Source organism: Candidatus Latescibacter sp. IFSED24 (assembly GCF_058273205.1).
Genome location: NZ_CM177850.1, coordinates 2,025,343 through 2,049,438, shown reverse-complemented (window position 1 = coordinate 2,049,438; position 24,096 = coordinate 2,025,343). Strand labels below are relative to the sequence as shown.

The following is a 24,096-nucleotide window of genomic DNA, read 5'->3' as shown; positions in this document are numbered from 1 at the left end:
CGTCGTCGGGTGGCCCGGTTAGTAGTCTTCGGGCTCGCTGATGGAATCGAGGTCCTCGGGCAGCAGGAACCGCTGCGGCTGCTGATCCACCACCGTCCACAGCCACGGCTCGGGATAGCCCACTTCCTGGGGGCGACCGTGCTCGTCCTTCACGTAGCCGTCGTTGTAGCGGGTGAGCAGCGTCTCGCCGAGCCGCCGCCAGCGACGCACCAGGTCCTCGGCGCGTCCCACCGAGTAATCGGTGAGGTAGCGCACGGCGTGGGCGGGGTCCTGGGCGTGCAGCGTGGCGGCGGTCTGCTCCACCGCCGGCTGCAGCGCCAGCAGTTCGCCCTCGCAGGCGGCCTGCTCCCGGCGCACATCCTCGATCATGACGCTGTATTTGAGCAGCGTGTAGTTCGACACGAAGTTGAACACCCACCAGGCCGAATCCCACGAGAACCGGCCGAGTTCGCCGACCGCGAAGCTGGGCGGTACCGCGGTGATGGCGCAGTAGAGCGGGGTGTAGCAGGTGAAATCGGTGTCGTCGACGCCGTACCAGGTCACGCCGCCGATGGGATCGGGCAGGCCGGCGCGCGACTGGCAGACCATGGAGAATCCGGTCTGCTGGGTGGAGATGGGGCGCTCCCAGGTGTAGCGCGCGCCGTCGACGGTGAAGCCCATGGGACGCCAGCGGGTGGGGTTGCCCCAGGGGCCGGCGTCGAGGCCCTGGGTCATGTCGTAGGGGGTGCCCTCGTAGTGATCGCGCATGAGGGCGAAGACCTGGGCCACGGTGAGCTTCTCGTCGGGTTCGATGAACAGGGGGTAGGGCTCGGCGCCGGGCAGGCCGCGGTGGTAGTCGGGGGAGAAGTCGCGTGAGGGGGCGGCCCGGCGGAAGAGGCTCCAGACCCGGGTGGCGGTGTAGCGCAGGTCCTGGGCGGTGGCGGGGTGGAAGGCCCGGCGCCAGTGGAAGGGGCCCTCGTCGGGGTCGTACCAGCCTTGGGCGGCGGCGAATTCCTCCATGCCCGTGGAGGCCAGGCAGTCGTCACTGTCGCGGTCGAAGGTGCCGATCCGGCCATGGTTGGCGAACGCCGAGATGTGCCCGTCGGGAACGCGCAACGCCACCCAGTGCGCGCCCTGGCCGCCGGGACCCTGGCCCACCATCTCCATGATCCAGGCCTCGTGGGGGTCGCCGATGCAGAACGACTCGCCGCTGCTGCGGTAGCCGTGCGCCGCCACCAGCCGGCCCATGACCTCGACGCATTCGCGCGCGGTCGTCGACCGCTGCAGCGCCAGCCGCATCAGGTGCCAGTAGTGCAACATGCCGTCGGGGTTGACCAGCTCCTCGCGGCCGCCGGTGGTGGTCTCGGCGATGGAGACCTGGCGTTCGTTCATGAGGTTGACCACGGCCCAGGTGTGCGCCGGATAGGGGATCTCGCCCAGGAGCTCGCCGTTCCAGTGTCGGAGCTCCTGCATGGCGCCGGGCTCGTGGTCGGCGGCCTCGAGGCGGCGCAGGATGGGGTGGAACTCGCCGTCGCAGGTGTAAGTCACGATGGTCGACCCATCCTGCATGGCGCCCGGGCTGCAGACGAGGTTGGTGCAGGCGGCGGCGGAGGCGGCGGCCAGGCCGAGGCCGCAGCAGACGAGGATCGCTAGACGCATGATCATCCTTCGGGCTGTGGGCGAAGCATGGAGTGGCACAGCAGCATAGCACGCAGCAAGGGCCCCCGGAAAGCGCGCTTCCCGGGGGCCCCGTGGGTTGCTGGCGGCTCCTACTTGACCAGGAGCATGACCCGGTTGAACTGCTGGCTGTCGGTGGTCAGGCGGTAGACGTAGCTCCCGCTGGCCACGCGCTGGCCGGCGTTGTCGGTGCCGTTCCAGATCACGGTGTGGCTGCCCGCCGCGCGCGCTTCGTCCACGAGCGTGCGCACCAGGCGGCCGCGCATGTCGAAGACGCTCAGGCGCACGTTCTCGGTGCGGGGCAGGCTGAAGCCGATGGTGGTCTGGGGGTTGAAGGGGTTGGGGAAGTTCTGCTCGAGGCTCAGCGCCGCCACGGGCACGTTCACGGGCTGGCCATCCTCCACGCCCACGGTCCCCTGCGTGTAGACCTGCAGCTCGAAGTCGTCGATGGCCGCCTCGACCAGGCCGCCGCCGCCGTTGTCGCAGGCCAGGAAGCGCAGCTGCACCGTGCTGGTCAGAGCGAACTGGCCGTTGTCCAGCGCGCCCAGCTCCACGGCGACCTGCTCCCAGGCGTTGACCGAGCCGGAGACGCGCTCGAGCTCGACCCAGCTGCTGCCGTCGTTGGTGGCCTCGATCACCCAGTCGTCGTCCACGGTGAAGCCGTCCTGCGCGAACCAGCGCCAGAAGCTGACGAACGCGCGGTCGACGCCGGTCAGATCGAAGACCGGGCTCAGCAGCGTGGTGCAGCCGTGGTCCACGTCCGCGTCCCCGGGCGCGCCGCCAGGCGTGCCGTTGCCGGTGACGAAGCAGGCCACGCCCGGGTCGACGGTGACGTCGTCCTCGGGCTGCATGACGATGGTGTCCTCGTAGATCACGCCCACCGGATCCTCGCGGACCCAGAGTCCCGCGTCGGCCTGGTCGCCGGCGGCGCCGAGCTGCCAGGCGGGATCGCCGGGATCCTCGGCCTGATACGTGTAGATGGCCTCGGTGATCACCAGCTCGTAGAAGTCGGCCGGCGCGTCGGCCGGCGCGGTGCTCTGCAGCCCGACCCCGTCGGTGGCCGCCACGTAGTAGGCGATGGCGGTGTTGGCGGGGTGGCCGGGGATGGCGGCGGTGTAGCGGTCGCCGTCGAGCGCCATGGGCACCACGTTCCAGGCGCCGCCGTCGAGATGCCAGTACAGCTCCACCGCGGCCACCGTCGAGAAGTCGAACGCGCGGGCGGTGATGGTGTAGGGGCCGGCGGTGTCGGTGGTGGAGACCGGCTGACTGACCTCGCTGATCGCGGGGCCGGCGATGTCGGTGAGCGCGAAGTCCTGCACGGTCACGCCCTCGTCCACGACCTCGACCGTGGTGGTCGCGGTGGCGAAGCCCTCGAGCGAGCAGACCGCGGTGTAGGTGCCCGCCGAGGCCATGCCGCTGTAGAATCCGTTCTCGTCGGCGTTCCAGCCCCAGCCGCGCTCGGGCAGGTCGACCCGGGCGCCGCCCAGCGGCCCGTCGCCGTACGAGGCGTTGGTCACGGTGCCCTCGAGGGTGCCGAACCCGTCCATGGCGGCGAGCACGGCGTCGTAGGCGTCGATGATGCCCCAGCCGTAGGTGTTGTCCTCACCCGACTGGCCCAGATCGGTGGCGGTGTCCATGAGGATCTGCTTGATCAGGTCGACCTCGAGGTCGGGGTTGGCGGCGCGCATCAGCGCCACCACGCCGGCCACGTGCGGCCCGGCCATGCTGGTGCCGCTCTTGTAGCCGTAGGAGTTGCCGGGGATCGAGCTGTAGATGTCGCTGCCCGGCGCGGAGACCTCGGGCTTGATGGCGAGGGCCGGGTTGATGATGTCGGGGCAGGTGCTCGGGCCGCGGCTCGAGAAGCTGCTGATCTCGTAGGGGAAGTAGTACTGGGTCGAGCCCACGCTGAAGCAGTTGTAGAAGGTGGTGGCGCGGTCGGCAGGCGAGCGCAGGCCGTCGTAGTCCTCGTTGCCGGCGGACCAGGTCACGCACACGCCGGCGGCCTCGCAGTGGTCGATGACGGCCCACCAGCGGTCGTCGCAGTCGTTGTAGCCGGTGAAGCCCTCGTGCACGCCCCAGGAGTTCTGCACCACGTCGGGCACGTCCTCGCTGGTCGCGGGGTCGCCGTCGGGGTCGGCGAACCACTGGAAGCACTCGATGATGTCGTTGTCGAAGCCGGGGTTGGCGCCCTGGTCGATGGCGTTGGCGGCGATCCACATGGCGCCGGGGGCCACGCCGATGGTGTCGTCGGGAGCGAGGCCGCACATGGTGCCGGTGGTGTGGGTGCCGTGGCTGTTGCCGTCGGAGGGGAAGTCGGCGCCGCTGCCGATGACGTCGAGCCAGCATTCGCTGACCGGGGCGACGGTGCCGCGCCAGCGCGAGGCCAGGGCGGGGTGGCTGCCCTGGACGCCGGTGTCCAGCGAGCCGATCAGCGCGCCGCTGCCGTCGATGCCCAGATCCCGCCAGACCTCGGTGGCGCGGATGGCCTCGAGGCCGGGGGCCACGCCGATGCCGCGGGTGTCGAGCTCGGTCTCGTCGCCCTGGTACGCGGGGCGCTCCATGACGGGCTCGATGAGGTCGACCGTGAAGTTGGGTTCGATGTAGGCCACGTCGCTGCGGCTGGCAAGACGCTCGATCTCGGCGGGCACGGCCTGGACCACTATCAGGTTGGCGATCCAGTAGCGGGTGTAGCCCAGCACCCCGCCGTCGCGCTTGGACGCTTCGAGTTCGGCGGCCAGGGGCTCCTGGCTGCGCGCGGCGTCCTGCAGCGCGCGGACGATCTCCTCGTGTCGCTGCTGCCGGGTGGCCTTGCGCGCGGTCAGGTCGGCGGAGATCCCCGAGATGGGGGCTTGCTCGGTGAGATGGACGATGACGCTGAGCGGCTGGTCGGGCGAGGCCTGAGCCAGCTGGTCTTGCAGGGCCGGCGAGATGTTGCCGGCCTGGGCAAGGGCGGCGAGCGACACGAGGGTCACGGCCAGCAGGGTGACGAGAACCTGGCGCACGGGGGTCTCCTTCCAGCAGGGTGGTCGGTACGGAACGCATGCGGACGCGGTCCAGGCGCAGGCGGAAGGATGAGGAGCAACGGACCGCGTTGCGGCATGATCGGGAATTTCGCGCCCCTGAGTGTACCATGGCCGGGGGGGCGAGATCTTCACGAAACGGGGATAAATGGGGGGCGAAATCCGTAGATTCCGCCCCCGGAACGACTCAGCGCGCCAGCATCAGCTTGGTGGTGGTGACTGCCCCGGTCGCGGTCAGCCGCGCCAGGTAGACGCCGCTGGGCAGGGAGCGGCCGTCCAGGTCGCGGCCCTCCCAGCGCACCGTGTGGGCGCCGGCCGCCAGCGAATCGCTCAACGGCCGGGCCACCCGTTCGCCGCGCGCGTTGAAGATCTCCAGTTCGACCGCGCCTGCCTGCGCCAGCGTGAAGCTCAGCGTGGTGGTGGGGTTGAACGGGTTGGGGGCGGCCTGGAGCGAGAGCGCGGCCACGGTCGGCGTCTGGTCCACGGCGGTGGTGATGTCGGGCGCGGTCACCGTGAAGAGGCTGCGGCCGTGGGTGCCGGCGGCCAGCAGACGCGTGGGCTGGTGGAACTTGAGGTCGAGGACCGGCGCGCGGGGCAGGCCCGTGCCCACCACCTGCCAGCTCGCACCGGTGTCGGTGGTGTAGTAGACGCCCACGTCGGTGCCCACGTAGAGCACCTCGGGATGGTCGGGGTCCACCACGATGGCGTTGACCGGAGCCTCGGGCAGATCGCCGCTGATGTCGCTCCAGGTGTTGCCGCCGTCGGCGCTGCGGTAGACGTGACTCAGCGGTTCGTTCCAGCGCAGGCCGCTGAACGTGGCGTAGACGATGCGGTGATCGGTGGGATCGACGGCCACCCGGGTGACCCAGCGCTTGGGCAGGCCGGCCGAGACGTCGAACCACTGGCCGGAGAACGGGCGGTACGTCCAGACGTGGCCGTCGTCGGTGCCGGCGTAGAGCACGGCGGTGGACGACGGCGCCACCGCGATGGTGGTGACGGTGCCGAAGTTCGCGCCCTGGTCGCCGTCGGTGAGGTCGGGCGAGATGGGATCCCAGAATCCGGCGCCGTCGCTGGAGCGATAGACGCGCTGTGAGCCGTAGTAGAGCACCAGGGGGTTGGCGGGATCCATGACCACCGGCGTGTTCCAGTTGTGGCGGTCGCCGTCGGCGATGCCGTCCATGGCCGAGCTGAACCAGCCGCCGCCGTTGGTCGACTTGAAGAGGTTCCCGTTCTGGTACTCGCAGTAGATGATGTCGCTGTCGGTGTAGTCGACCAGGGTGTAGAAGCCGTCGCCGCCGAAGATGCGTTCCCACTCGTCGTCGGCCGCATAGGTGCGCAGGGTGCCGTTGTCCTGCGTGCCGCCCAGGAGGTGGTCGGGGTTCAGGTAATCGATCTCGATGGCGTAGAACTGGTTGGTGGGCTGGTCGTAGAGCTTGGTCCAGCTGCCGCCCGAGTTGTCGGAGCGGTAGAGGCCGCCGTCGTTGCCCTGGTAAGCCCGCGAGGGCAGGCTGGGCGCGAAGGCCAGGGCGTGGTGGTCGACGTGCATGTTGCTGCCTGACTCGTTCCAGCTCGCGCCGCCGTCGGTGCTGCGGTACATGGGCACGCCCATGGCGAAGACGTTGTTCGGGTTGGTGGGCTGGACGCGGATCTGGCCGAAGTACCAGCCGAAGTTGCTGTAGATGCTGCTCAGCGCCCAGTCGTTGGTGCCGACCCAGGTGTCGCCGCCGTCGGTGGACTTGTAGACGCCCTCGAAGGCGGCGTCACCGTCGGCGTAGATGGCATAGAGCACCTGGGGCTGGTCGCGGCAGATCGTCAGGCCGATGCGGCCGACGTCGCTGCCGGTGGGCAGGCCCGCGGTGAGCTCGCTCCAGCTGTCGCCCCCGTCGGTGGTGCGCCAGATGCCGCTCGAGGGGCCGCCGCTGCGCCGGTAGGTCAGGCCGCGCACGCGTTCCCACATGGCGGCGTAGAGGATGTCGGGGTTGGTGGGGTGCATGACCAGATCGGTGCAGGCGGTGGAGTCGGTGAGCGCGAAGGCGCGCTCCCAGTCGAGGCCGCCGTTGAGCGAGCGGAAGACGCCGCGGTCCTGGTCGGTGCCGAAGAGCCGGCCGGTGGCCGCCACGAACAGGCGCTGGCTGTCGGTGGGGTCGACCACGACGCGCGCGATGTAGAGCGTCTCGGCGAGGCCCAGGTGCTCCCAGGTCGCGCCGCCGTCGGGCGAGCGGTACAGGCCGTTGCCGAAGAACGAGAGGCTGGCGGCGTTGGCCTCGCCGGTGCCCACGTAGACGGTCTCGGGCTGCTGGGGATCGAGGGCCAGGTCGCCCACGGTGAGCACGTCCTGGTCGTCGAAGATGGGGACCCAGGTCGCGCCGCCGTCGGTGGTCTTGAACACGCCGCCGGTGGCCATGCCGGCGTAGCAGACGTCGGGCTGGGTGGGGTGGACGGCCAGGTCGGTGACGCGCGCGCCCACGTTGGTGGGCCCGCGCTGCTGCCAGTCCACGTCGCGCAGCGCGCTCTTCTGGCCGCGCTGGCGGGCCAGGTCGGCCTCGCGCTCCTTCTGGGCGGCCTCGGCAAGGGCGAGGCGGTAGCCGGCGGGGTCGATGGCGCCGTGGGGGTAGGCGCGCTGGCGCCAGAACCAGTCGTCGGGGCGACCTTCGGCTTCCTCGTGACTCTGCTGGGGAGGGGTGGTGTCGGGGCGCATGGCGATGGCCAGTGCGAGCACGATGGTGGCGGCGGCCAGGGCGGTCAGCGAGCGGCGCAGCATGGCGGACGGGGTCCCTTCATGGCGAGAACGGGCCTCGCGGGCGAGCCGCGAGGTCCAGGGGCAGGGCGCATTTGCTCATGATTATAGCAAATATGTGCGGACGAGGGAAAACCAGGCTGCCTGCAACAGACTTGGCCCTTTCTTCGTCGGGATCCTGTTCGTACCATGACCGCGTCCGGAGCCGTCCGTCATCCCGACCCCAGGAGTTCGTTCATGAAGTCTCTGCGCCTGCTCTGTCTCGTCGCCGCCCTGGCCATGATCCTGGCCGGTTGCGGCGGATCCCAGCCCGCCGTCAAGGATGCCCCGAATGCTCCGGACGCGCCCGCGCAGGACGCGGGCAAGATCAAGATCACGAGCCTCGACCAGCTCCCCCAGCACACCTACCAGATCGAGGGCACCGCCAGCGGCCTGCTGCAGGACGACGCCGCGTTCGCGGCGTTCGCCAAGCAGGTCCGGCGGGATCTGGAGAGCGACCTCGCCACCTACGACCTCCAGGACGCCGCCACCCTGCGCGGCTGGTACGGGACCCTGGCCAGCCTGGCCATGCTGGACGGCCGCTGGGACGAGGCGGTGGATTACCTCGACCGATCCACGGCCCTGGAGGAGAAGGAAGCGGCCCGCATCACCAGCGGGCAGGTGGGTCGCGCGCTGGCCGACGTCCACCGCGAGCTGGGCCCCGACGCCGATCCGGCCGCGGTGAAGGCCGCCTTCGCCGTCGCCCTGGCCGAACGCGTGCGCCCCTGGCCCTGGGACATCGTCCAGGACACGGTCAAGCAGAACAAGGGACGCGCCGAGTACCTCAGCGAGAACCTGATCATCGGCATGGTGCAGGCCAACATGGATCCGGTGGTGGCCCAGCAGGGCGAGATCGGCAGCGACCTGGCCCGCGGCCTGGTGGGCATGAAGGCCGCCCTGGTGCGGGTCCTGCCGCTGCAGGACGAGCTGATCACGGTCTATGCCGACTACATCGCGGCCAACGAGGTGGCCAAGACGGACATCTGGGCCGAGCGCGACATCGCGCTGGCGGATGATGGCACCTTGACCCCCGTGATGATCGGCGTCTGGGATTCGGGCGTGGACATGGACGTCTTCGGCGACCAGGTCTACACCAACGCGGGCGAGACCCGCGACGGCGTGGACAACGACGGCAACGGCTTCGTCGACGACGTGCACGGCATCGCCTTCGACGTCGAGGGCCGCTACTCCACCGAACTGCTCCATCCCTTCGGCGACCAGGAGGGCAAGGTCGAGCGCTCGCGCGGCTTCATGAAGGGCTTCATCGACCTGCAGTCCAACGTGGACAGCCCCGAGGCCAAGGCGCTGCGGACGGAGATGGGCAGCATGGCGCCCGAAGAAGTGCAGGACTTCATGATCGGCCTGTCGTTCTATGGGCTCTACGCCCACGGCACCCACGTGGCGGGCATCTCGCTGGCGGGCAACCCCGCCGCGAGCGTGCTCGGCGCGCGCATCACCTTCGATTACCACAACCCGCCGCAGGCCATGACCATGGACATCGCGCGCCGCCATGCCGAGAGCTACCGTCGCGCCGCGCAGTACTTCACCGATCACGGCGTGCGGGTGGTGAACATGAGCTGGGGCTGGACCTTCAAGGAGATCGAGTCGTCGCTCGAGGCCAACGCCGTGGGCGCCGACGCCGCCGAGCGCGCCGAGCTGGCCCGCGCGATGCTCGACGTGCTCAGCGAGGGCCTGCGCGAGGCCATGGCCTCGACCCCGCAGATCCTCTACTGCGTGGCCGCCGGCAACAGCGACAGCGACGTGGAGTTCGACGTCTCGATCCCCGCCAACTTCGACCTGCCCAACATGATCGTCGTCGGCGCGGTGGACCAGGCGGGCGACCCCACCGACTTCACCAGCGGCGGCCGCAACGTGGTGGTCTTCGCCAACGGCTTCCAGGTGGACAGCACCGTTCCCGACGGCCACCGCATGGCCATGTCGGGCACGTCCATGGCCTCGCCCCAGGTCTGCAACCTGGCGGGCAAGCTGCTCGCCGTGCGGCCGGAGCTGACGCCGACCGAGCTGATCCGGTTCATCGAGGAGGGGGCCACGCCGCATGCCAAGTATCCGGAGATGCTGCTGATGCATCCGAAGAAGTCGGTGGAGCTGGTGCGGGCCGGGTGAGGTTGGCGGGCTGGAGCTTGCAAGGGCCGGTGCCTGTCGAGGTGCCGGCCCTCAGGTTGAATAGGCAGCCGAGCTGTCGGATCGACTGACCGCTGGCTGTGCCCGGTCAACAACGTCCCGCCATTCGTCCTCGGTGTAGACGAGGATCGCTGCCCACCCCGCAGCCGCCCGTGGCGTAGTAGCCGAAAAGGCCGAGGCGGTGGAGATCCGGCGGTCGCGCGATCTGTCGCCTCCAACAGGTCGAACCACTCGCGCCCGTCCACAACCGAGACTATCCTGGTGCCCATCATTTCTCGACCCGACGCGTCCACCCCAGCCACCAAGCCGAGTCATGCCCCAGTTGAGCCCCGAGATCAAGCAGGCCCTCACCGCCACCGTCGCCCATTGGCGCGACACCGACCTCGACGACTACGCCACCCTCGAGCGCGGTCGGCCGGGCACTCTCCAGCTGCTCCTCGAGCCGGCCACCGAGGCCGAGCTGTCGTCCCTCGTCGCTGCTCTCCGGCGGCATCGCGTGCCGACCGTGACCATCGCGGGACAGTCGGGCCTGGTGGAGGCGCAGCGGCCCCAGGGGGTGGCCATCAGCCTGCGCCGGTTCGCTGGCCTGGGTGAACTCACGCTGCCCGACGGCACGATCGTCCAGCCCGACGCCTTCGCCGATCTGGCCGACCGCGACCCTGCCGACCTGCACGGTACGACCCTGCGCGTGGGCGCCGGCCTGACCATCGACGCCATCAACGAGGCGCTGGCGCCGGCTGGCCTGAAGCTGCCCATCGTCATGGGATCCACCGGCTCGGCCACTGCCGGAGCTTGCGCCGCCAACGGTTCGGCCGGGGCCAATGCCGTGCGCTACGGTACCGCGGCCGACCTCGCGCGGCACGTGCGCGGTGTGCTGGGCACCGGGGAGATCGTGGCGCAGGCGGTTCCGCGTCGACGATCCGCCACCGACTCCAATACATGCCGCATTCGCAGTGACCGCTTCACTCACGGCGAATCCCTGGTGGGATCCCAGGGCGCCTTCGGCCTCATCACCGAGGTGACCTACGAGGTGTTCCCGATTCCCCGTGACCAGGCGATAGCCTTGTTGCCCGTTCCCGACATGGCCACGGCCAACCACCTGCGCGAGCAGCTGTCGGCGCGCTTCGACCGGGCCGGTTCGGCCATCGAGTTGTTCGAGATCATCCGCCGACAGACCCTCGATCGCGCGTTGGCCCATGCCGAGCTGGTATTGCGCGACGGTGTGGGGCGGGCGCCTTACTACGCGCTGGTCCTCATCACCGCCGACGAGGCGACCCCGCCGTCGGCGTTCGGCTCGGCCTTCGTCGAGGAGGTGCTCCTCTTCCTCATGGCCGAGGCCCGTAGCCTGGCTGGCGATCTACCCTACGAACAGGGCAATGTCGACTTCGACCACGACCCGGCGCGGCTGCTTCACCTGCGCGAGGCCTGTTCGGAGATGAGCCGCCTCCTGCCCAAGCAGTCGTACGACGTGGTGGTGCCTCTGGGACAGCTCGACACGCTGGTCAGCCGGCTCGAGGCGACGGTGGCGGAGGGCTTTCCCGACCTGCAGCTCAGCGTGTTCGGTCATGCTGGGGTGGGGGCGTTGCATGTGCACGCCATCGCGGCCTCGCCCGAGGCGCTGGCTCGCGTCCAGACCGACCTCGATACGCTGGTGTTCGATCTGGTCCAGGAACTCGGTGGCTCGCCCTGGGCCGAGCACGGGGTGGGCAGCAAGTGGGCCGACGAGTGGCAGCGGCGCACGCCGCACGCCGTGCAGCAGGAAATGCTGGCCCTCAAGCGCAGGGGCGATCCAGACAACGTGCTGGGGTCATGGCTCTTCGGTTTCGACCGGCTGCTGGCCGCGTCGCCGGTCGACTAGCTCGCCACCCGTTCCAGGCGCTCACGTTCCGCTCGTGCGAGCGTCAACCCCAGCTGGTCGTGGACCGCCAACAGCGACCGCGCTTCCTGCGCCGCATAGATGGCCGTGCCATCCAGCACCGGTCGGCCCAGGATCGCCTCCAGCATTGCTTGCGAGTGCGGGCTCTCGCCCTGGTGCCGTGCCCCCGACTGGCGCAGGTTCGAGGCGAAGATGCCCGCTGCGCTCACCGGCAGGAAATCCTCGTAGCGGATGGGTCGGGCCTGGACGTGACCAAGGGCGAGGAGTTGCTCGAGGTCGTCGGGTCGCTGGTCGGCCGTGACGGCCGCCCCCGCCGCCGTCACCGCATAGTCGAAGAAGGCCAGCTGCTGGTGGCGCAGGGCGTCCAGGTCGTCGGGCAGGCTGGCGAACACCGCGGTGGGGTCGACGGGAGTCCCTTGCTGCCAGCTGGATTCCAGCGTCGCCAGCGCCTCGTCGTAACGGCGCCGCCCGGCCGGGGTGAGCGCCAGTCCCCGCTGCTCGATCTCGCCGAACCGGGCCGTGTGGGCGCCGACCATCGCCCCGTCGAAGTGAACGGTCTCGGTGAGGGCCTTGTAGGACGTCTGGCGCAGGAGGATGGGTATCCGACGGCTTGGCGGACCCTCGATGTGGTCCTTCATCTCGGCTTGCAGATGGGAGAACTGGCCGGTCAGCAGGTCGGTCATGCGGGCCTGGACGGCGTCGATGTCCAGGGTGTTGGGCGTCAGGTGATTGAGGTGCGGATTCGGGAAGCAGCAGATGTCGGCGGCAATGTTGAGGCCCTGGCGGCGCAGCTCGTCGTAGAGCGCGCGGTCGGTGGCCTGACCGCTCCAGCGGAACAGCTCGAGGCCCGCGTCCAGGAACGCCTCGGCCTGCTGATGATCGAGACCGTCCAGGGTTTCGGCGACGTCCAGCAAGGCGAGCAACCGCGGGCTGAAGATGTTGCGACGAGCCAGGGCTCCATGCACCCGGCGTCGCAGATCGGCGTCGTCGAAGAAGCGCTCATCGTCGGGTCGCAGCAGCGAGCAGAACACTCGCAATGGCGACACCTCCAGCTCCTCGGCCGAGACCGCCCGGAACGCGGTGGAGAGCACGGGCTGCGACTTGGCGCCGGCCGCGCTGAGGTCGTAGGCGTTCACCGGCTGCATGCCCAGGACCGCGAAGAAGCGGGCCATGGTGGCCAGCTCGTCGTCGCGGCCGAGCCGGATGGCGCCGTGACGCTCGGCACTGAGGCTCTCGACATCGTCCTCGCTCAGTCCCAGCTCGGGCCGGGTGGCGACGTACTCGCGATTGACCTGCCTGACCACCGTGAGCAGGTCGCCATAAAGCGGGACTTCGGCGGCATACATGGTGGACAGGCGCCGGGAGAATTCGCGCCGCAGGTCGGCAGGGCGGACGAAGGTCGGGCTATGCATCGGGCTGTCTCCGGTCGGGCATGGGGCTGGGCTGATGACCACTAATGGCGCCATAAGCACGGATGGAACGCGTCAGATCGCAAGGGAGCGATGGAATCGCCCATTTCCCGTTCGGGCCGGATGGGTTAACTTGTTCAGGTCATCCCTGGTCCGTATCCGAGGAGGCCGCCATGCGCCGCTTTGCCCCCCTCGTGATCAGCCTGGCGTTCCTGACCGCCATCGCCGCGGCCCAGGCGCCGGCCACCGGCGAACCTTCCTCCCGAACCGCGCCGCGCGTCCACCTCGTCCCCTACGAGGGTGCCATCACCCCGGTGACCGCCGAGTTCCTCACCGCCCGCCTCCAGCAGGCCGCCGAGCAGGCGGTCGACGCCGTGGTCGTGGAGCTCGACACGCCCGGCGGCCTCGACGCCGCCATGCGCCTGATCATCAAGGAGATCCTGGCCTCGCCGGTTCCGGTGATCGTCTACGTGGCGCCGGCGGGGGCCCGCGCCGCCTCGGCTGGGGCCTACATCACCCTGGCGGCGCACGCCGCGGCCATGGCGCCGGGCACGAACATCGGTTCGGCCAGCCCGGTGCAGCTCGGCGGGGCGGGCATGGACAGCACCATGGCCCACAAGGTCAACAACGACGCCGCGGCCTACATCGCCTCGCTGGCGCGTGAGCGCGGTCGCGACGAGGACCTGGCGCGCCGGATGGTCACCGAGGCGGCCAACGTCACCGCCCACGAGGCCCTGGCCGCGGGTCTGATCGACGTGGTGGCGCCGACCCGGGCGGCACTGCTCGACAGCCTCCATGGACGGGTGGTGGTGCTCGAAGGTCGCGAAAAGACCCTGGACCTCGCCGGCGCAATCGTCACCGAGCATCCCATGGGCCCGCGCCAGCGCCTGCTCAAGCTCCTCGTCGATCCCAACGTGGCCTACCTGCTCATGCTGCTGGGCATCTACGGCCTGTTCTTCGAATTGAGCAACCCGGGCTCGCTGGTGCCGGGCATCCTGGGCGGGATCTGCATCCTGCTCGCGCTCTTCGCGTTCCAGGCGCTGCCGGTGAACTACGCCGGCATGGCGTTGATCCTGCTCGGCACGGTGCTGCTCATCCTGGAGGTCAAGGTGACCAGTTATGGCGGTCTGACCATCGGCGGCATCACGGCCCTGGTCCTGGGCTCGCTCATGCTCTTCGATTCGCCCGACCCCTGGGCCCGCGTGAGCCTGCGGGTCATGGTGCCGGCGCTGGCGGTGTTCGCCGGGTTCTTCATGCTCTGCGTCTGGCTCGTTGTGCGCGCCCAGCGGCGGCCCACGGTGAGCGGCCCCGCGGCGTTGGTCGGCGAGCGCGGCCGCGTGGTGGAGGCCATCGGCGGTGGTGCAGCCCGCGGCAAGGTGGTCTTCCACGGCGAGATTTGGGATGCCGAGGCTCCGACCGCGGTGGCGGCGGAGGCCCAGGTGGAGGTGGTGGCGGTGCGGGGTCGCCTGGCCGTGGTGCGGCCCCTGGAACCGGGACCCTGACGGGTCGAGCGCAACCAACGGGAAGGAGCGGTCATGCCATTCGTGTTTCCCGGGACCCTGCTGGTCCTGATCCTCATCGTGCTCTCCAACGCGCTGCGCATCCTGCGCGAGTACGAACGCGGGGTGATCTTCCGGCTCGGCCGCTACGTCGGTTGCCGCGGGCCCGGCCTGATCATCCTGGTGCCCTTCATCGAACGCATGATCAGGGTGAGCCTGCGGACCATCGCCATGGACGTGGCGCCGCAGGACGTGATCACCAAGGACAACGTCTCGGTGCGGGTCAACGCGGTGCTCTACTTCCGGGTGATGGAGCCCGAGAAGGCCATCATCGAGGTGGAGGACTTCCTCTTCGCCACCAGCCAGCTCGCCCAGACCACGCTGCGTAGCGTGGTGGGGCAGGCCGAACTCGACGAGCTGCTCGCCGAGCGCGACCGGCTCAACATGCGAATGCAGACCATCCTCGACGAGGCCACCGACCCCTGGGGCATCAAGATCTCCACCGTCGAGATCAAGGACGTGGACCTGCCGGTGGAGATGAAGCGCGCCATGGCCAAGCAGGCCGAGGCCGAGCGCGAGCGGCGCGCCAAGGTGATCCACGCCGAGGGTGAGTTCCAGGCGTCGCAGCGGCTCTCGGAGGCCGCCCAGATCATCGAGAAACACCCAACGGCGCTGCAGCTGCGCTACCTGCAGGCGCTCACCGAGATCGCGGCCGAGAACAACAGCACCACCATCTTCCCGCTGCCGGTGGATCTGCTGACACCGTTCCTGCAGCCGTCAGCGAAGCGGGCGAGCGAGTGATCCAGGTTCCGGTGGAGCGTCAGTAATCGATCCGATCGTCCAGCGCCGCCCAGGCGGCGAAGGGGCGCTGGGCGTCGGGATGGGGGAGGCGTTCGGTGGGCAGCGCGCGCTCCTGCGGGGGCAGCGGGATCTGGTCGTAGATGTGCGAGTCGTCGAAACCGACCGCAGCGGCGTCCTCGCGCGTGCCGGCGAAGAACAGCCGGTCCGGTCGCGCCCAGTAGATGGCGCCCAGACACATGGGGCAGGGTTCGCAGCTGGCGTAGACATCGCAACCGGTGAGCTGGAACGAGTGCAGGACGCGGCAGGCCTCGCGGATGGCCACGATCTCGGCGTGGGCGGTGGGGTCGTTGGCGCAGAGGACCAGGTTGGTGCCCCGGGCGACGATCTTTCCCTCCTTGACCACCACGCAACCGAAGGGACCGCCACGGCCGGTGGCCACGTTGGCCTCGGCGATCTGCAGGGCCTCGCTCATGAATCGCTGGCGGTCGGTGTCCATGTCGGGTCCTTCCTGGCTTCGCCGTTGTCGCTGGAGCCGAATGGTACGGGGGAATCGGCTCGGCAGGCAAGGACTAGGCTGCGTACGGACCGGTCGCCCATCGCTTGGGCCAGGTCGTTCATGGCGAATTGCCCTGCGGGAAGGGACGGCAACGCAACTGGCTGAGCCGAATATCGGGATTGTTCAGAGCGTCGTCCGGGCAGGGAAGGGGGAGTGGATGTCTGGTCCAGCATGAGGGGCGATTGTCAACAAATCGCGAAATCATGAAATATTAGGCGTTTCATTAATCGGGATACAAATTGACTCGATTTGTCAAAAATGAAAACAGTATTCGTGTTCGTTAAAAGCAGCTAAGTTGCAGGGAACAAAACATTTAGGTCTTCATTTCCAAAACGATGGGTGTTATCGTGGATCCGCCAATGCCGCCAGATCTCGCATCGATTCGAGGAGTGCTCATGAGCCGGTTGCACGATGAATGTCCTCGCTGCCTGGTCCTGGTCGTTCTGCTCTTGGCATGGCTCACCCTGCCGGCCCTGGCCCAGACCGACAACGAGACCTGCCTGATGTGCCACGAGGACCTGGATCTCGAGAACGCCGACGGAAAGAAGATCGGCCTCGAGGCCGCCCGGTTCGCCGAGAGCGTCCACGGGGACCTCGAGTGCGTCGATTGCCACAGTCAGCCCGCTGATTTCGAGGACGTGCCCCATTTCGAGAACTACGCGCGGGTGAATTGTGCGGACTGTCACGACGAGGCGGTCGCGAGCTTCCATCAGAACTTCCATTACAAGGCGCTGTACGCGGGGAACCGCCGCGCACCCGATTGCGTCAACTGCCACGGCACCAACGGCGACCCCCATCGCATGCACGGCCTGGACCGTTCGGTGGCCGAGGATGCCTGCCGCAAGTGCCACACCGAAGAGACGGGTCTCTACGATTCCGGCGTACACGCGGCGAGTTCGGGCCGCCTGGGTGACAAGCCCGGCTGCATCACCTGCCATCAGTCGCACGGTCCCGGCTTGCCGCCAGCGGCCGGCGCGGTGAACGGTCTCTGTGAACAATGCCACACCGGCGCCATGGCCGATGTCCAGCGCGGCGGCCATGCCGCCATCGCCGAGAAGCTGCCCGAGGCCATGAACTGCGCCTCCTGCCACGACGTCCACAAGACCCACAAGCCCCACATGTCCGAACGGGTGACCCAGGCCTGCAACCAGTGCCACGCGGCCGAGCAGGCGCAGTTCGCAGGTTCGGTCCACGAGGACCTGCTGGCCGACGGCGACATGACCTGCCTCTCGTGCCACAGCACGCACAAGGACGAGGAGGCCGTGGGCCGGTTCGACGGCGGTTGCGGGACCTGCCACGAAGATGTGGAGGAGACCTACCGTAGCAGCGTGCACCGCTTCGGCCGCCTGCACGGCAACGAGGGTGCGGCCACCTGCGCCGATTGCCACGCCGGCCACCACGTGCTGGCCGCCGATGACGAGAAGGCACCCATCCATCCGCTCAACATCCCCGACATGTGCGGCAAGTGCCACGGCGACGAGACGGTGATCACCGGCAACTTCGTGCGCCTGCCCATCACCCTGCCGCGCTACCAGGAGTCGGTCCACGGCCATGTCGAAGCCAAGCATCACGCGGCGAGCTGCACCGACTGCCATGGCGTCCATGACCTCCAGCACGCCCAGAACGCCGACTCGGGGATCAACCGTGTGCACATCGCCCAGACCTGCGGCAAGTGCCACGAGCAGGCCATGCAGGAGTACCAGGATTCGATCCACGGTCAGGCCCTGGCCATCGGTATCGCCGACGCGCCCACCTGCACCGACTGCCACGACGAGCACCTGACGCGCAGCAAGGACGATCCCGAGGCGCTGTCCCGGCCGGATCGGCTGGCCCGCGAGGTCTGCGGCGATTGCCACACCGACCCCGAACTGGTCTCCAAGTACGGCATCACCGCCGGCGTGGTGGAGAGCTACCTGGACAGCTACCACGGCTGGGTCATCGAGCACGGGGGCGGCCTGGTGGCCACCTGCATCGACTGCCACAACACCCACGAGATCCGCAGTCCGATGGACCCTGCCTCGGCGGTGCATCAGGACAACGTGACGGCCACCTGCGGCCGGTGTCACACGGGCTCCAACGAGACGTTCGCCCGGAGCTACACCCACGCCAGCGCCCTGGCGGCCCGCGGCCCCCACGAGTGGGCCAAGCTCATCTACATCATCCTGATCAGCGTGGTGCTCGGCGGCATGGCGATCCACAACATCATCGTGGCGCGCTACGAGATCATCCGCCACCGCCTGCATCGCCGGAGCGAGGATTACGTGGTGCGCTGGCGCCGGGTCGAGCGCGTGCAGCATCTGGTGCTGCTGCTCTCGTTCTCCGGCCTGGCCATCACCGGGTTCGCGCTGCGTATGCCCGATGTCTGGTGGGTCAACCTCATCGGTCTGGGCGGCAACGAGGCGCTCCGGGCCACACTGCACCGGGCGCTGGCTGTGATCCTGACCGTGGCCAGCTTCTACCACCTGTTCTGGATCATGTTCACGCGGCGGGGCCGCATGAACGTGAGCGCCATCGCGCCCAAGCTGCGCGACTTCGTCGAGTTCCCCCAGAACATGGCCTTCCATCTGGGGCTGCGGAAGGAACGCCCGAAGTTCCACCGCTTCGACTACACGCAGAAGGCCGAGTACTGGGCCGTGATCTGGGGCACCGTCGTCATGGCCATCACCGGGGCGATCCTCTGGTTCCCGGCCTTCGTCACCAGCTGGTCGCCCGCCTGGGTGGTGCGGGTGGCCGAGGTCGTCCATTACTACGAGGCGATCCTGGCGGTGAGCGCCATCATCATCTGGCATTTCTTCTACGTCATTTTCATGCCGTCGGAGTACCCCATGAGCACCATCTGGCTCGACGGTCGGATGCCCGCCCACGAGTGGAAGACCATGCACCCGGACGAGTACGAGGAGGATGGCGACGCGGCCATCCAGAAACCCGAATAGGCCGGGGCGGGCCCAGGCCCGTCTCGCTAGTGACAAGGCGATCGAGATGCGCTAATCTTCGGTCGCTGGGATGGTTCCAACCAAGCGAGGAGAGTGTTGTCATGACCAAGCGGTTCCTGATCTTGCTGGGCGCCATGAGCTTCCTGCTGGTGGCGACGGTCGCGGTGAGCGCCGCCGATATCGAGTTCACCGGTGCCGGCAAGTGCAAGATGTGCCACAACAAGGAAAAGTCGGGCAAGCAGTACGACATCTGGGCCGCGGGCTCCCACGCCAAGGCCTTCGAGGTCCTGGCCGGCGAGGCCTCCCTGGCCATCGCCAAGGAGCGGGGCATCGCCGATCCGCAGAAGGCCGGCGAGTGCCTGAAGTGCCACGTCACCGCGTTCGGCGTCGATGCCGCGCTGCTCGGCAAGAAGTACGACATGACCGAGGGCGTCAGCTGCGAGTCCTGCCACGGTGCCGGCGGCGAGTACCAGTCCATGAAGACCATGAAGGCGATCACGGCGGGCGAGATCGACGGGGCCACGGTGGGCCTGGTCACTCCCGACGAGGCGCTGTGCGTGGGCTGCCACAACGAGGAGAGCCCCACGTTCAAGGGCTTCGACTACGCCGAGGCCGTCAAGAAGATCGCGCATCCCATCCCCGAGGAACATCTGGCGACCTACAAGTAGTAGCCGTCATCGCCGAACGATAGAGAGCGCGCCGCCTCCGGGCGGCGCGCTCGTTTTCCGTCGGGAGGCGGCGTCAGTCGAGGAGGATCCGCTCGAAGAGATCGACGACCTCGGGCTCGTCGTGTTGCGCGAGCCAGAACAGCGCGCTCCGTCGGATCTGGGGATGCGGATTCTCGGTGGCGATACGGCTGAGGGTGTCGACCACGCGCGGGTCGTCCTCGAGCGACTGGTGCAGCGCGAAGACCGCATGCTCGCGTAGGTCCAGCTCCTCGCTGTCGTCGTCGATGATGGCGGCCAGTTCGCCGCGGACCTTCTCGCCCGCCTGCAGGCCGAGCCAGAAGATTGCGGCTTCCCGGACCTCGTCCGGTCGCCTGCGATCGCGGGCGAGAGAGACCAGATCGGGCCAGACCTCGGCGTCGGCCATGGCGGCGGCGGCCACGGCGGTGTGGCCCAGGTCCTCGTCGGCGGTGTCGCGCGCGAGCCGGAGCATGAACGCGGCGGCCTCGGCGGGATCGGGGTCGGCGACGACGCGGGCGGTGGCCTCGTGCCTGTCGGCCGGCCGCCCCACCCGCAGTTCGAGCCGGTCGACGGCGCCGTCGCGGACGCGCAGCGTGGCGTGGACCAGGCCGTCGTCGGGCGCGGTCTCCACCACCATGCCGTCGCCGTTGATGGTGATGTGCTGGCCGTCGCCATGGACTCCCTCGCGGGCGGGGTAGGTGAAGGTGACCCAGCCCGATTCGGCCAGGATGTTCTGGGCGAGATCCGCCGCCGGGGCGGCGACCACGCAGGTCGCCGCCAGCAGGACCGGGAGCAGGAAACGGGCGGGCGATGTCATGACGGCTCCCTTCAGTTGTTGATGATCTCGAGCAGGAGATCCTCGGCGCCCTCGGCGCCCGACTGCCCGATCCAGAAGATGGCCTGCTTGCGCAGCTCGAGGTCGGACTCGTTGCGGGCGATGCCCATGAGGATCCGTACCGCTTCGTCGCTGCCGTCCTGGGAGAGCACGAAAATGATCTGCTCGCGCATCTCGCGGTCGTCGATCTGGCTGTACATGGCCTCGAGGCGGTCGCTGGGCAACAGTCCCTGCTGGCCCGCCCAGAACAGCGCCATCTTGCGCGGCTCCATGCCCTGATCCTCGTCCAGGGCGATGTCCACCAGCCAGTCGGCGGTGCCGGGGTCGTCGTGCTGGGCCACCGCGTGGAGGATGTGCTCGCGCGCTTCCTCGTCGGCGACTTCGCCGTAGATGCTGCGCAGGAACGCACGGTCATCGCGGCTGCCGTTGACGCCGAGGCCGAAGATGGCCATCTGCCGCACCTCGGGCTGGCTCTCCGGGGCGGCGGCGATCTGGCGGAGCATGGTGTTGGCGGCGGCGTTGTCCATCTGGCTGATGGCGAAGAGCGCGGCCTCGAGCACCTCGGGATCCTGCTCGGTGCGGATGATCTGCTCGAAGAACTCGAGCACCTGCGGCGAATCGATGTGGGCGAGCCAGAACGTGGCCTGCTGGCGGACCTCGGGGTCGGGATCGTTCTTCGCCGCGTCCATGAGCACGTCCTCGGCCCCCTCGGCGCCGCCCTGGCTGATCAGGAACATGGCCCGGCGCCGCAGCTCCACCGTGCCGGGTTCGCGGTTCTGCACGATCTTCGTCAGCACCGGCAGCGCCTTCTCCGGATTCATGTGCATCATGGCTTCGAGCGCGGCCAGCTTGAGTTCGAGATCGTCCTGCTCCTCGGCCATCTCGGCCAGTTCCCGCGCCGCGTTGGCGTCGCCCTGGCGGGCCAGCTCGCCCTTGACGCGGGCCGCCAGGGTGCGCGATTCGCGCAGCAGCTCGGGGTCGGGCGACAGTTCGCGGATCTGGAGCAGCGACTCGGCGGCGCGTTGCAGGTCGCGTTTGCTCTCGAGTCGGGAAAGGGCGAAGGCTCGCCAGTACAGCGCCTCGGCCTGCTCCTGCTCGCTGTCGGCCTGATCGGCGGCGCGCTGGAAGAGGTCGGCGGCGTTGCGGTACTGGGCCCGATCCAGGGCGACGTGGCCGCGGGCCATGGGGGTACTGACCTCGATCTGGGCCGCCACCGGGCCGGCCACCACCGCGATCATCACGATCAGGACGCAGACCAGGCCGAGGCGGTGCGGGTTGTGGTGCTTGCGGATCATGGCATTCTCCTTGGTTGCGATGCCGGAACGGTCGTTCTAGAGGCCGGTGGTGGCCGGTCCATTGGCCAGCTGTTCGCGGAGCCGCGGCAGGACCGCGTTGCGGGCCAGACCCTGCTCCAGGATCTGTCGTTCCTGCTCGCTGTCTTCGATGGCGCGGGGGCTGGCGGTCAGCCGGGCGACCCGCACCAGGGCGACCTCGAGGTCCTCGAGCAGTCCCTTCAACTGGGGATCGTCGGCGGCGGGTGAGCCCAGGAGCAGGCGGGTCTGGCCCAGCAGGCCCAGGGCGCGCTCGCCGAAGGATTCGCCGGCGGTCAGGTCCACGCCGCCCTGGACCTGCATCAGCAGGGTCTCGGTGCGCGTGAGGATGGGCATGGCCGCCAGCTGGTAGGCGGTGCTGCCGGCTGCCGGGGTCGCGGCGACAGCCGCGACCGGCGAGGGCCCGGGCGCCGGCTCCGGGCGGTGGGTGAGGCGGCCGGCGGTCACCCCCACCAGCAGGGCGGCCACCACGGCGGCGGGCCAGAGCACCTGGCGGCGCGCCCACCAGGGGGCCGCGGGTCGCGGTCGCGGCGCGCGGGCGGTCTGCAGCCGCTCCCACATGCGGTCGCGGGGCGTGGCGGGCGGGTCGTTGTAGCCGCGGGCGGCGTCGGCGAGATTGCGCTCCCAGCGCTCCATGGTCATGACGCGTTCTCCTCGGCGAGGTCGATGCCGTAACGGGCCAGGTAGTCGCGCAGCGCGGCGCGGGCCCGGTGCAGGCGGGATTTGCTGGTGCCGGTGGTGGTGTCCAGGCCGGCGGCGATCTCGTGGTGCTTGAAGCCCTCCACGTCGTGCATCAGGAAGACCAGGCGCAGGTCCTCGGGCAGCGTGTCGATGGCCTCGTCGAGCAGGAAGCGCAGCTCGGCGTCGCGGCACGGCGGCGCGGACACCTCGGGCAGGAGTTCCAGGTCCGCTTCCCGATCGCGGAGGCGGCGGACCTTGCGCAGGCCGCTGAGCACGGTGCGCATGGCGATGGCGTGCAACCAGGTCGACAGCGCCGCCTCGCCCCGGAACGCGGCCAGGCTGCCGAACGCCTTGAGGAAGGTCTCCTGGGTGAGGTCCTCGGCCAGGCTCTGGTCGCCGGTCATGCGGTAAGCTAGCCGGAACACCCGGTCGACGTGGGTGTCGTAGATGGCCCGCTCGGCGGCGGGGTCGCCCTGGCGGGCGCGGGCGATGAGCTGGAGTTCGCTCACGGGAGTCCTCGGGGCTCGGGTTACCTTCCTTCGTCGATTCTGACTGTCTCCGGCCCCAAAAGGTTCGCGGTTTTTTCCGGATGCCGAGTTTGCGGTTCAGGTCGGTGGCTCCGGGGCCGATGCAGAATGCACGGCAGATCGCGCAGACACCAAGCTGTTCAGGGGGTACCGATGCTGTTCCGACGTCGCCCAGCGGACGCCAGATCCGACCGGCAGTTCCAGAATCTCTTCAACCAGGTCCGCAGCGCCAGTTCGCGACTCGATCAGACCACCATCGACGTCTTCAACCAGGTCAAGAAGGTGGGCGACGGCAACATCCGGCTGGCCAAGTCGTTCGACCAGCTCGCCGCCGAGATGCGCCGGGTCGGCGAGCAGGTGCGGCAGATGGACGGCCAGGCCCAGGCAGCCCGCCAGACCGCCCGCCGTGGCCACGAGGCACTGGACACCACCGCCGGCGGCATGGACGCCATCGAGGCCAGCTTCACCGAGATGACCAGGGCGCTCGGTGTGATCTCCGAGATCGCCATGCGCACCAACCTGCTCGCCTTGAACGCCACGGTGGAGGCCGCCCGCGCCGGCGAGGCCGGCCGGGGCTTCGCGGTGGTGGCGGCCGAGGTCAAGGAACTGGCCAACCGCAGCGGCGAAGCGGCCACCGAGATCGTGCGCCTGATGGAGGAGTGCACCAGGCAGATCGCGTCCGGCCGCGAGGGTGCGCAGCAGGCGGAGTCGACCTTCGCCGAGCTGGAGACCGCCATCGACGACACCGTCACCAGCGCGCAGACCGTCCACGGCGCTGTGGATGCCGCGGTCCGGGACATGGAACACGACTCCGTCATCACCAACCAGCAGAAGGAAGCGACCCTCCATCTCGAGGACGATGCTCTCGACCTCAACAGCATGGCGCGCGTCCTGGCCATGCTCACCGACGATTCGCTCGAGTTCCTGCGCTGGGACGGCGACCTGAGCATCGGCGTGCCGGCCATGGACCGGCAGCACCGCCAGCTCGTGCTGCTCCTGAACCAGCTCTACGATGCCTTCCGTGCCGACGAACCCGGCCAGGTGGGCGCGGTCCTCGACGGCCTCGGCGAATACACCGCCGGCCATTTCCGCAGCGAGGAGCAGTACCTGGCGCAGCTCGGCTACCCCGGCCTGGCGGAACACCAGAAGCTCCACGCGGCCTTGCTGGCGCGGTATACCGAGCTGCGGCGCCGATTCGACGCCGGCCAGTCCGGGGTCGTCCTGGATCTGCTCCTCTTCCTGCGCACCTGGCTGGTGCGCCATATCCAGGGAGAGGACGCCGAGTACGGGCGCTACCGGGCCGGTGACCAGACGGTCGGCTGGGCTGCCGGGGATGTGGCCGTGCCGGTCGGTTGAGCAATCCAGGCT

At 69.0% G+C, this 24,096-nt stretch carries 16 protein-coding genes; 7 read left to right on the top strand and 9 right to left on the bottom strand.

All coding sequences use genetic code 11. The annotated features are described in order from the left end of the window. Nucleotides 1-18: 18 nt before the first annotated feature. The 3 genes from IFSED24_RS08335 to IFSED24_RS08325 all read right to left on the bottom strand — a co-directional run bounded on the left by IFSED24_RS08335 (nucleotide 19) and on the right by IFSED24_RS08325 (nucleotide 7,437). Nucleotides 19-1,638: a dipeptidase gene (locus tag IFSED24_RS08335; protein ID WP_491334757.1), complete on the bottom strand. Its 1,620-nt coding sequence runs from the start codon at nucleotides 1,636-1,638 to the stop codon at nucleotides 19-21. A gap of 110 nt (nucleotides 1,639-1,748) precedes the next feature. After that, nucleotides 1,749-4,658: a S8 family serine peptidase gene (locus IFSED24_RS08330; protein WP_491334756.1), complete on the bottom strand. Its 2,910-nt coding sequence runs from the start codon at nucleotides 4,656-4,658 to the stop codon at nucleotides 1,749-1,751. Between the two features lie 205 nt (nucleotides 4,659-4,863). Further along, complete coding sequence (locus tag IFSED24_RS08325) at nucleotides 4,864-7,437, bottom strand: VPS10 domain-containing protein (protein ID WP_491334755.1); 2,574 nt, start codon at nucleotides 7,435-7,437, stop codon at nucleotides 4,864-4,866. Between the two features lie 213 nt (nucleotides 7,438-7,650). Here IFSED24_RS08325 and IFSED24_RS08320 point away from each other — a divergent pair, with 213 nt between their 5' ends. After that, nucleotides 7,651-9,576 (top strand): S8 family serine peptidase, encoded by a 1,926-nt coding sequence (locus IFSED24_RS08320; protein ID WP_491334754.1) that lies wholly within the window; start codon nucleotides 7,651-7,653, stop codon nucleotides 9,574-9,576. Between the two features lie 331 nt (nucleotides 9,577-9,907). Beyond that, entirely contained in the window at nucleotides 9,908-11,452 is a 1,545-nt protein-coding gene (locus tag IFSED24_RS08315) for an FAD-binding oxidoreductase (protein WP_491334753.1), read from the top strand. Here IFSED24_RS08315 and IFSED24_RS08310 read toward each other — a convergent pair. Continuing rightward, the gene (locus IFSED24_RS08310) at nucleotides 11,449-12,882 is read right to left on the bottom strand and encodes a 2-oxoadipate dioxygenase/decarboxylase family protein (RefSeq protein ID WP_491334752.1); all 1,434 of its coding nucleotides are present in this window, start codon (nucleotides 12,880-12,882) and stop codon (nucleotides 11,449-11,451) included. The two genes, IFSED24_RS08315 and IFSED24_RS08310, sit on opposite strands and share 4 nt — an antisense overlap. A 170-nt stretch (nucleotides 12,883-13,052) precedes the next feature. On the opposite strand from IFSED24_RS08310, the gene IFSED24_RS08305 reads away from it, so the two are divergent. Continuing rightward, nucleotides 13,053-14,381 carry an NfeD family protein gene (locus IFSED24_RS08305; protein ID WP_491334751.1) on the top strand — a complete coding sequence of 443 codons (1,329 nt, stop codon included), beginning with the start codon at nucleotides 13,053-13,055 and terminating at the stop codon, nucleotides 14,379-14,381. Between the two features lie 33 nt (nucleotides 14,382-14,414). Then, nucleotides 14,415-15,179 carry a slipin family protein gene (locus tag IFSED24_RS08300; protein WP_491334750.1) on the top strand — a complete coding sequence of 255 codons (765 nt, stop codon included), beginning with the start codon at nucleotides 14,415-14,417 and terminating at the stop codon, nucleotides 15,177-15,179. Between the two features lie 19 nt (nucleotides 15,180-15,198). Here the strand turns inward: IFSED24_RS08300 and IFSED24_RS08295 are convergent, their stop codons facing one another. Then, complete coding sequence (locus IFSED24_RS08295; protein ID WP_491334749.1) at nucleotides 15,199-15,675, bottom strand: nucleoside deaminase; 477 nt, start codon at nucleotides 15,673-15,675, stop codon at nucleotides 15,199-15,201. A gap of 455 nt (nucleotides 15,676-16,130) precedes the next feature. On the opposite strand from IFSED24_RS08295, the gene IFSED24_RS08290 reads away from it, so the two are divergent. Then, nucleotides 16,131-18,668, top strand: coding sequence for a cytochrome b/b6 domain-containing protein (locus tag IFSED24_RS08290; RefSeq protein ID WP_491334748.1), 2,538 nt, complete (start codon nucleotides 16,131-16,133; stop codon nucleotides 18,666-18,668). 101 nt (nucleotides 18,669-18,769) lie between these two features. Continuing rightward, nucleotides 18,770-19,336, top strand: a complete 567-nt coding sequence (locus IFSED24_RS08285; RefSeq protein WP_491334747.1) for a cytochrome c family protein — start codon at nucleotides 18,770-18,772, stop codon at nucleotides 19,334-19,336. A 73-nt stretch (nucleotides 19,337-19,409) separates the two neighbouring features. Here the strand turns inward: IFSED24_RS08285 and IFSED24_RS08280 are convergent, their stop codons facing one another. Genes IFSED24_RS08280 through IFSED24_RS08265 form a run of 4 tightly spaced genes read right to left on the bottom strand, consistent with a single transcriptional unit; the run spans nucleotide 19,410 to nucleotide 22,710 of the window. Continuing rightward, nucleotides 19,410-20,171 carry a HEAT repeat domain-containing protein gene (locus IFSED24_RS08280; RefSeq protein ID WP_491334746.1) on the bottom strand — a complete coding sequence of 254 codons (762 nt, stop codon included), beginning with the start codon at nucleotides 20,169-20,171 and terminating at the stop codon, nucleotides 19,410-19,412. Nucleotides 20,172-20,182: 11 nt separating this feature from the next. Next, the gene (locus IFSED24_RS08275) at nucleotides 20,183-21,484 is read right to left on the bottom strand and encodes a HEAT repeat domain-containing protein (RefSeq protein WP_491334745.1); all 1,302 of its coding nucleotides are present in this window, start codon (nucleotides 21,482-21,484) and stop codon (nucleotides 20,183-20,185) included. A 36-nt stretch (nucleotides 21,485-21,520) separates the two neighbouring features. Continuing rightward, nucleotides 21,521-22,162 (bottom strand): hypothetical protein, encoded by a 642-nt coding sequence (locus IFSED24_RS08270; RefSeq protein ID WP_491334744.1) that lies wholly within the window; start codon nucleotides 22,160-22,162, stop codon nucleotides 21,521-21,523. Then, on the bottom strand, nucleotides 22,159-22,710 hold the full coding sequence (locus tag IFSED24_RS08265) for an RNA polymerase sigma factor (RefSeq protein WP_491334743.1): 552 nt from the start codon (nucleotides 22,708-22,710) through the stop codon (nucleotides 22,159-22,161). Before IFSED24_RS08265 ends, IFSED24_RS08270 begins: the two co-directional genes overlap by 4 nt. Nucleotides 22,711-22,881: 171 nt before the next feature. Here IFSED24_RS08265 and IFSED24_RS08260 point away from each other — a divergent pair, with 171 nt between their 5' ends. Further along, a complete protein-coding gene (locus tag IFSED24_RS08260; RefSeq protein ID WP_491334742.1) occupies nucleotides 22,882-24,084 on the top strand; it encodes a bacteriohemerythrin in 1,203 nt (400 codons plus the stop codon). Nucleotides 24,085-24,096: the final 12 nt, after the last annotated feature.

What these genes read in the sequence shown, in the direction of transcription:
- IFSED24_RS08300 (WP_491334750.1), top strand. Translation starts at nt 14,415, where the DNA reads ATGCCATTCGTGTTTCCCGGGACCCTGCTGGTCCTGATCCTCATCGTG.
- IFSED24_RS08275 (WP_491334745.1), bottom strand. Translation starts at nt 21,484, where the DNA reads ATGATCCGCAAGCACCACAACCCGCACCGCCTCGGCCTGGTCTGCGTC.
- IFSED24_RS08280 (WP_491334746.1), bottom strand. Translation starts at nt 20,171, where the DNA reads ATGACATCGCCCGCCCGTTTCCTGCTCCCGGTCCTGCTGGCGGCGACC.
- IFSED24_RS08270 (WP_491334744.1), bottom strand. Translation starts at nt 22,162, where the DNA reads ATGACCATGGAGCGCTGGGAGCGCAATCTCGCCGACGCCGCCCGCGGC.
- IFSED24_RS08310 (WP_491334752.1), bottom strand. Translation starts at nt 12,882, where the DNA reads ATGCATAGCCCGACCTTCGTCCGCCCTGCCGACCTGCGGCGCGAATTC.
- IFSED24_RS08325 (WP_491334755.1), bottom strand. Translation starts at nt 7,437, where the DNA reads ATGCTGCGCCGCTCGCTGACCGCCCTGGCCGCCGCCACCATCGTGCTC.
- IFSED24_RS08320 (WP_491334754.1), top strand. Translation starts at nt 7,651, where the DNA reads ATGAAGTCTCTGCGCCTGCTCTGTCTCGTCGCCGCCCTGGCCATGATC.
- IFSED24_RS08285 (WP_491334747.1), top strand. Translation starts at nt 18,770, where the DNA reads ATGACCAAGCGGTTCCTGATCTTGCTGGGCGCCATGAGCTTCCTGCTG.
- IFSED24_RS08260 (WP_491334742.1), top strand. Translation starts at nt 22,882, where the DNA reads ATGCTGTTCCGACGTCGCCCAGCGGACGCCAGATCCGACCGGCAGTTC.
- IFSED24_RS08295 (WP_491334749.1), bottom strand. Translation starts at nt 15,675, where the DNA reads ATGGACACCGACCGCCAGCGATTCATGAGCGAGGCCCTGCAGATCGCC.
- IFSED24_RS08305 (WP_491334751.1), top strand. Translation starts at nt 13,053, where the DNA reads ATGCGCCGCTTTGCCCCCCTCGTGATCAGCCTGGCGTTCCTGACCGCC.
- IFSED24_RS08315 (WP_491334753.1), top strand. Translation starts at nt 9,908, where the DNA reads ATGCCCCAGTTGAGCCCCGAGATCAAGCAGGCCCTCACCGCCACCGTC.
- IFSED24_RS08290 (WP_491334748.1), top strand. Translation starts at nt 16,131, where the DNA reads ATGAGCCGGTTGCACGATGAATGTCCTCGCTGCCTGGTCCTGGTCGTT.
- IFSED24_RS08335 (WP_491334757.1), bottom strand. Translation starts at nt 1,638, where the DNA reads ATGCGTCTAGCGATCCTCGTCTGCTGCGGCCTCGGCCTGGCCGCCGCC.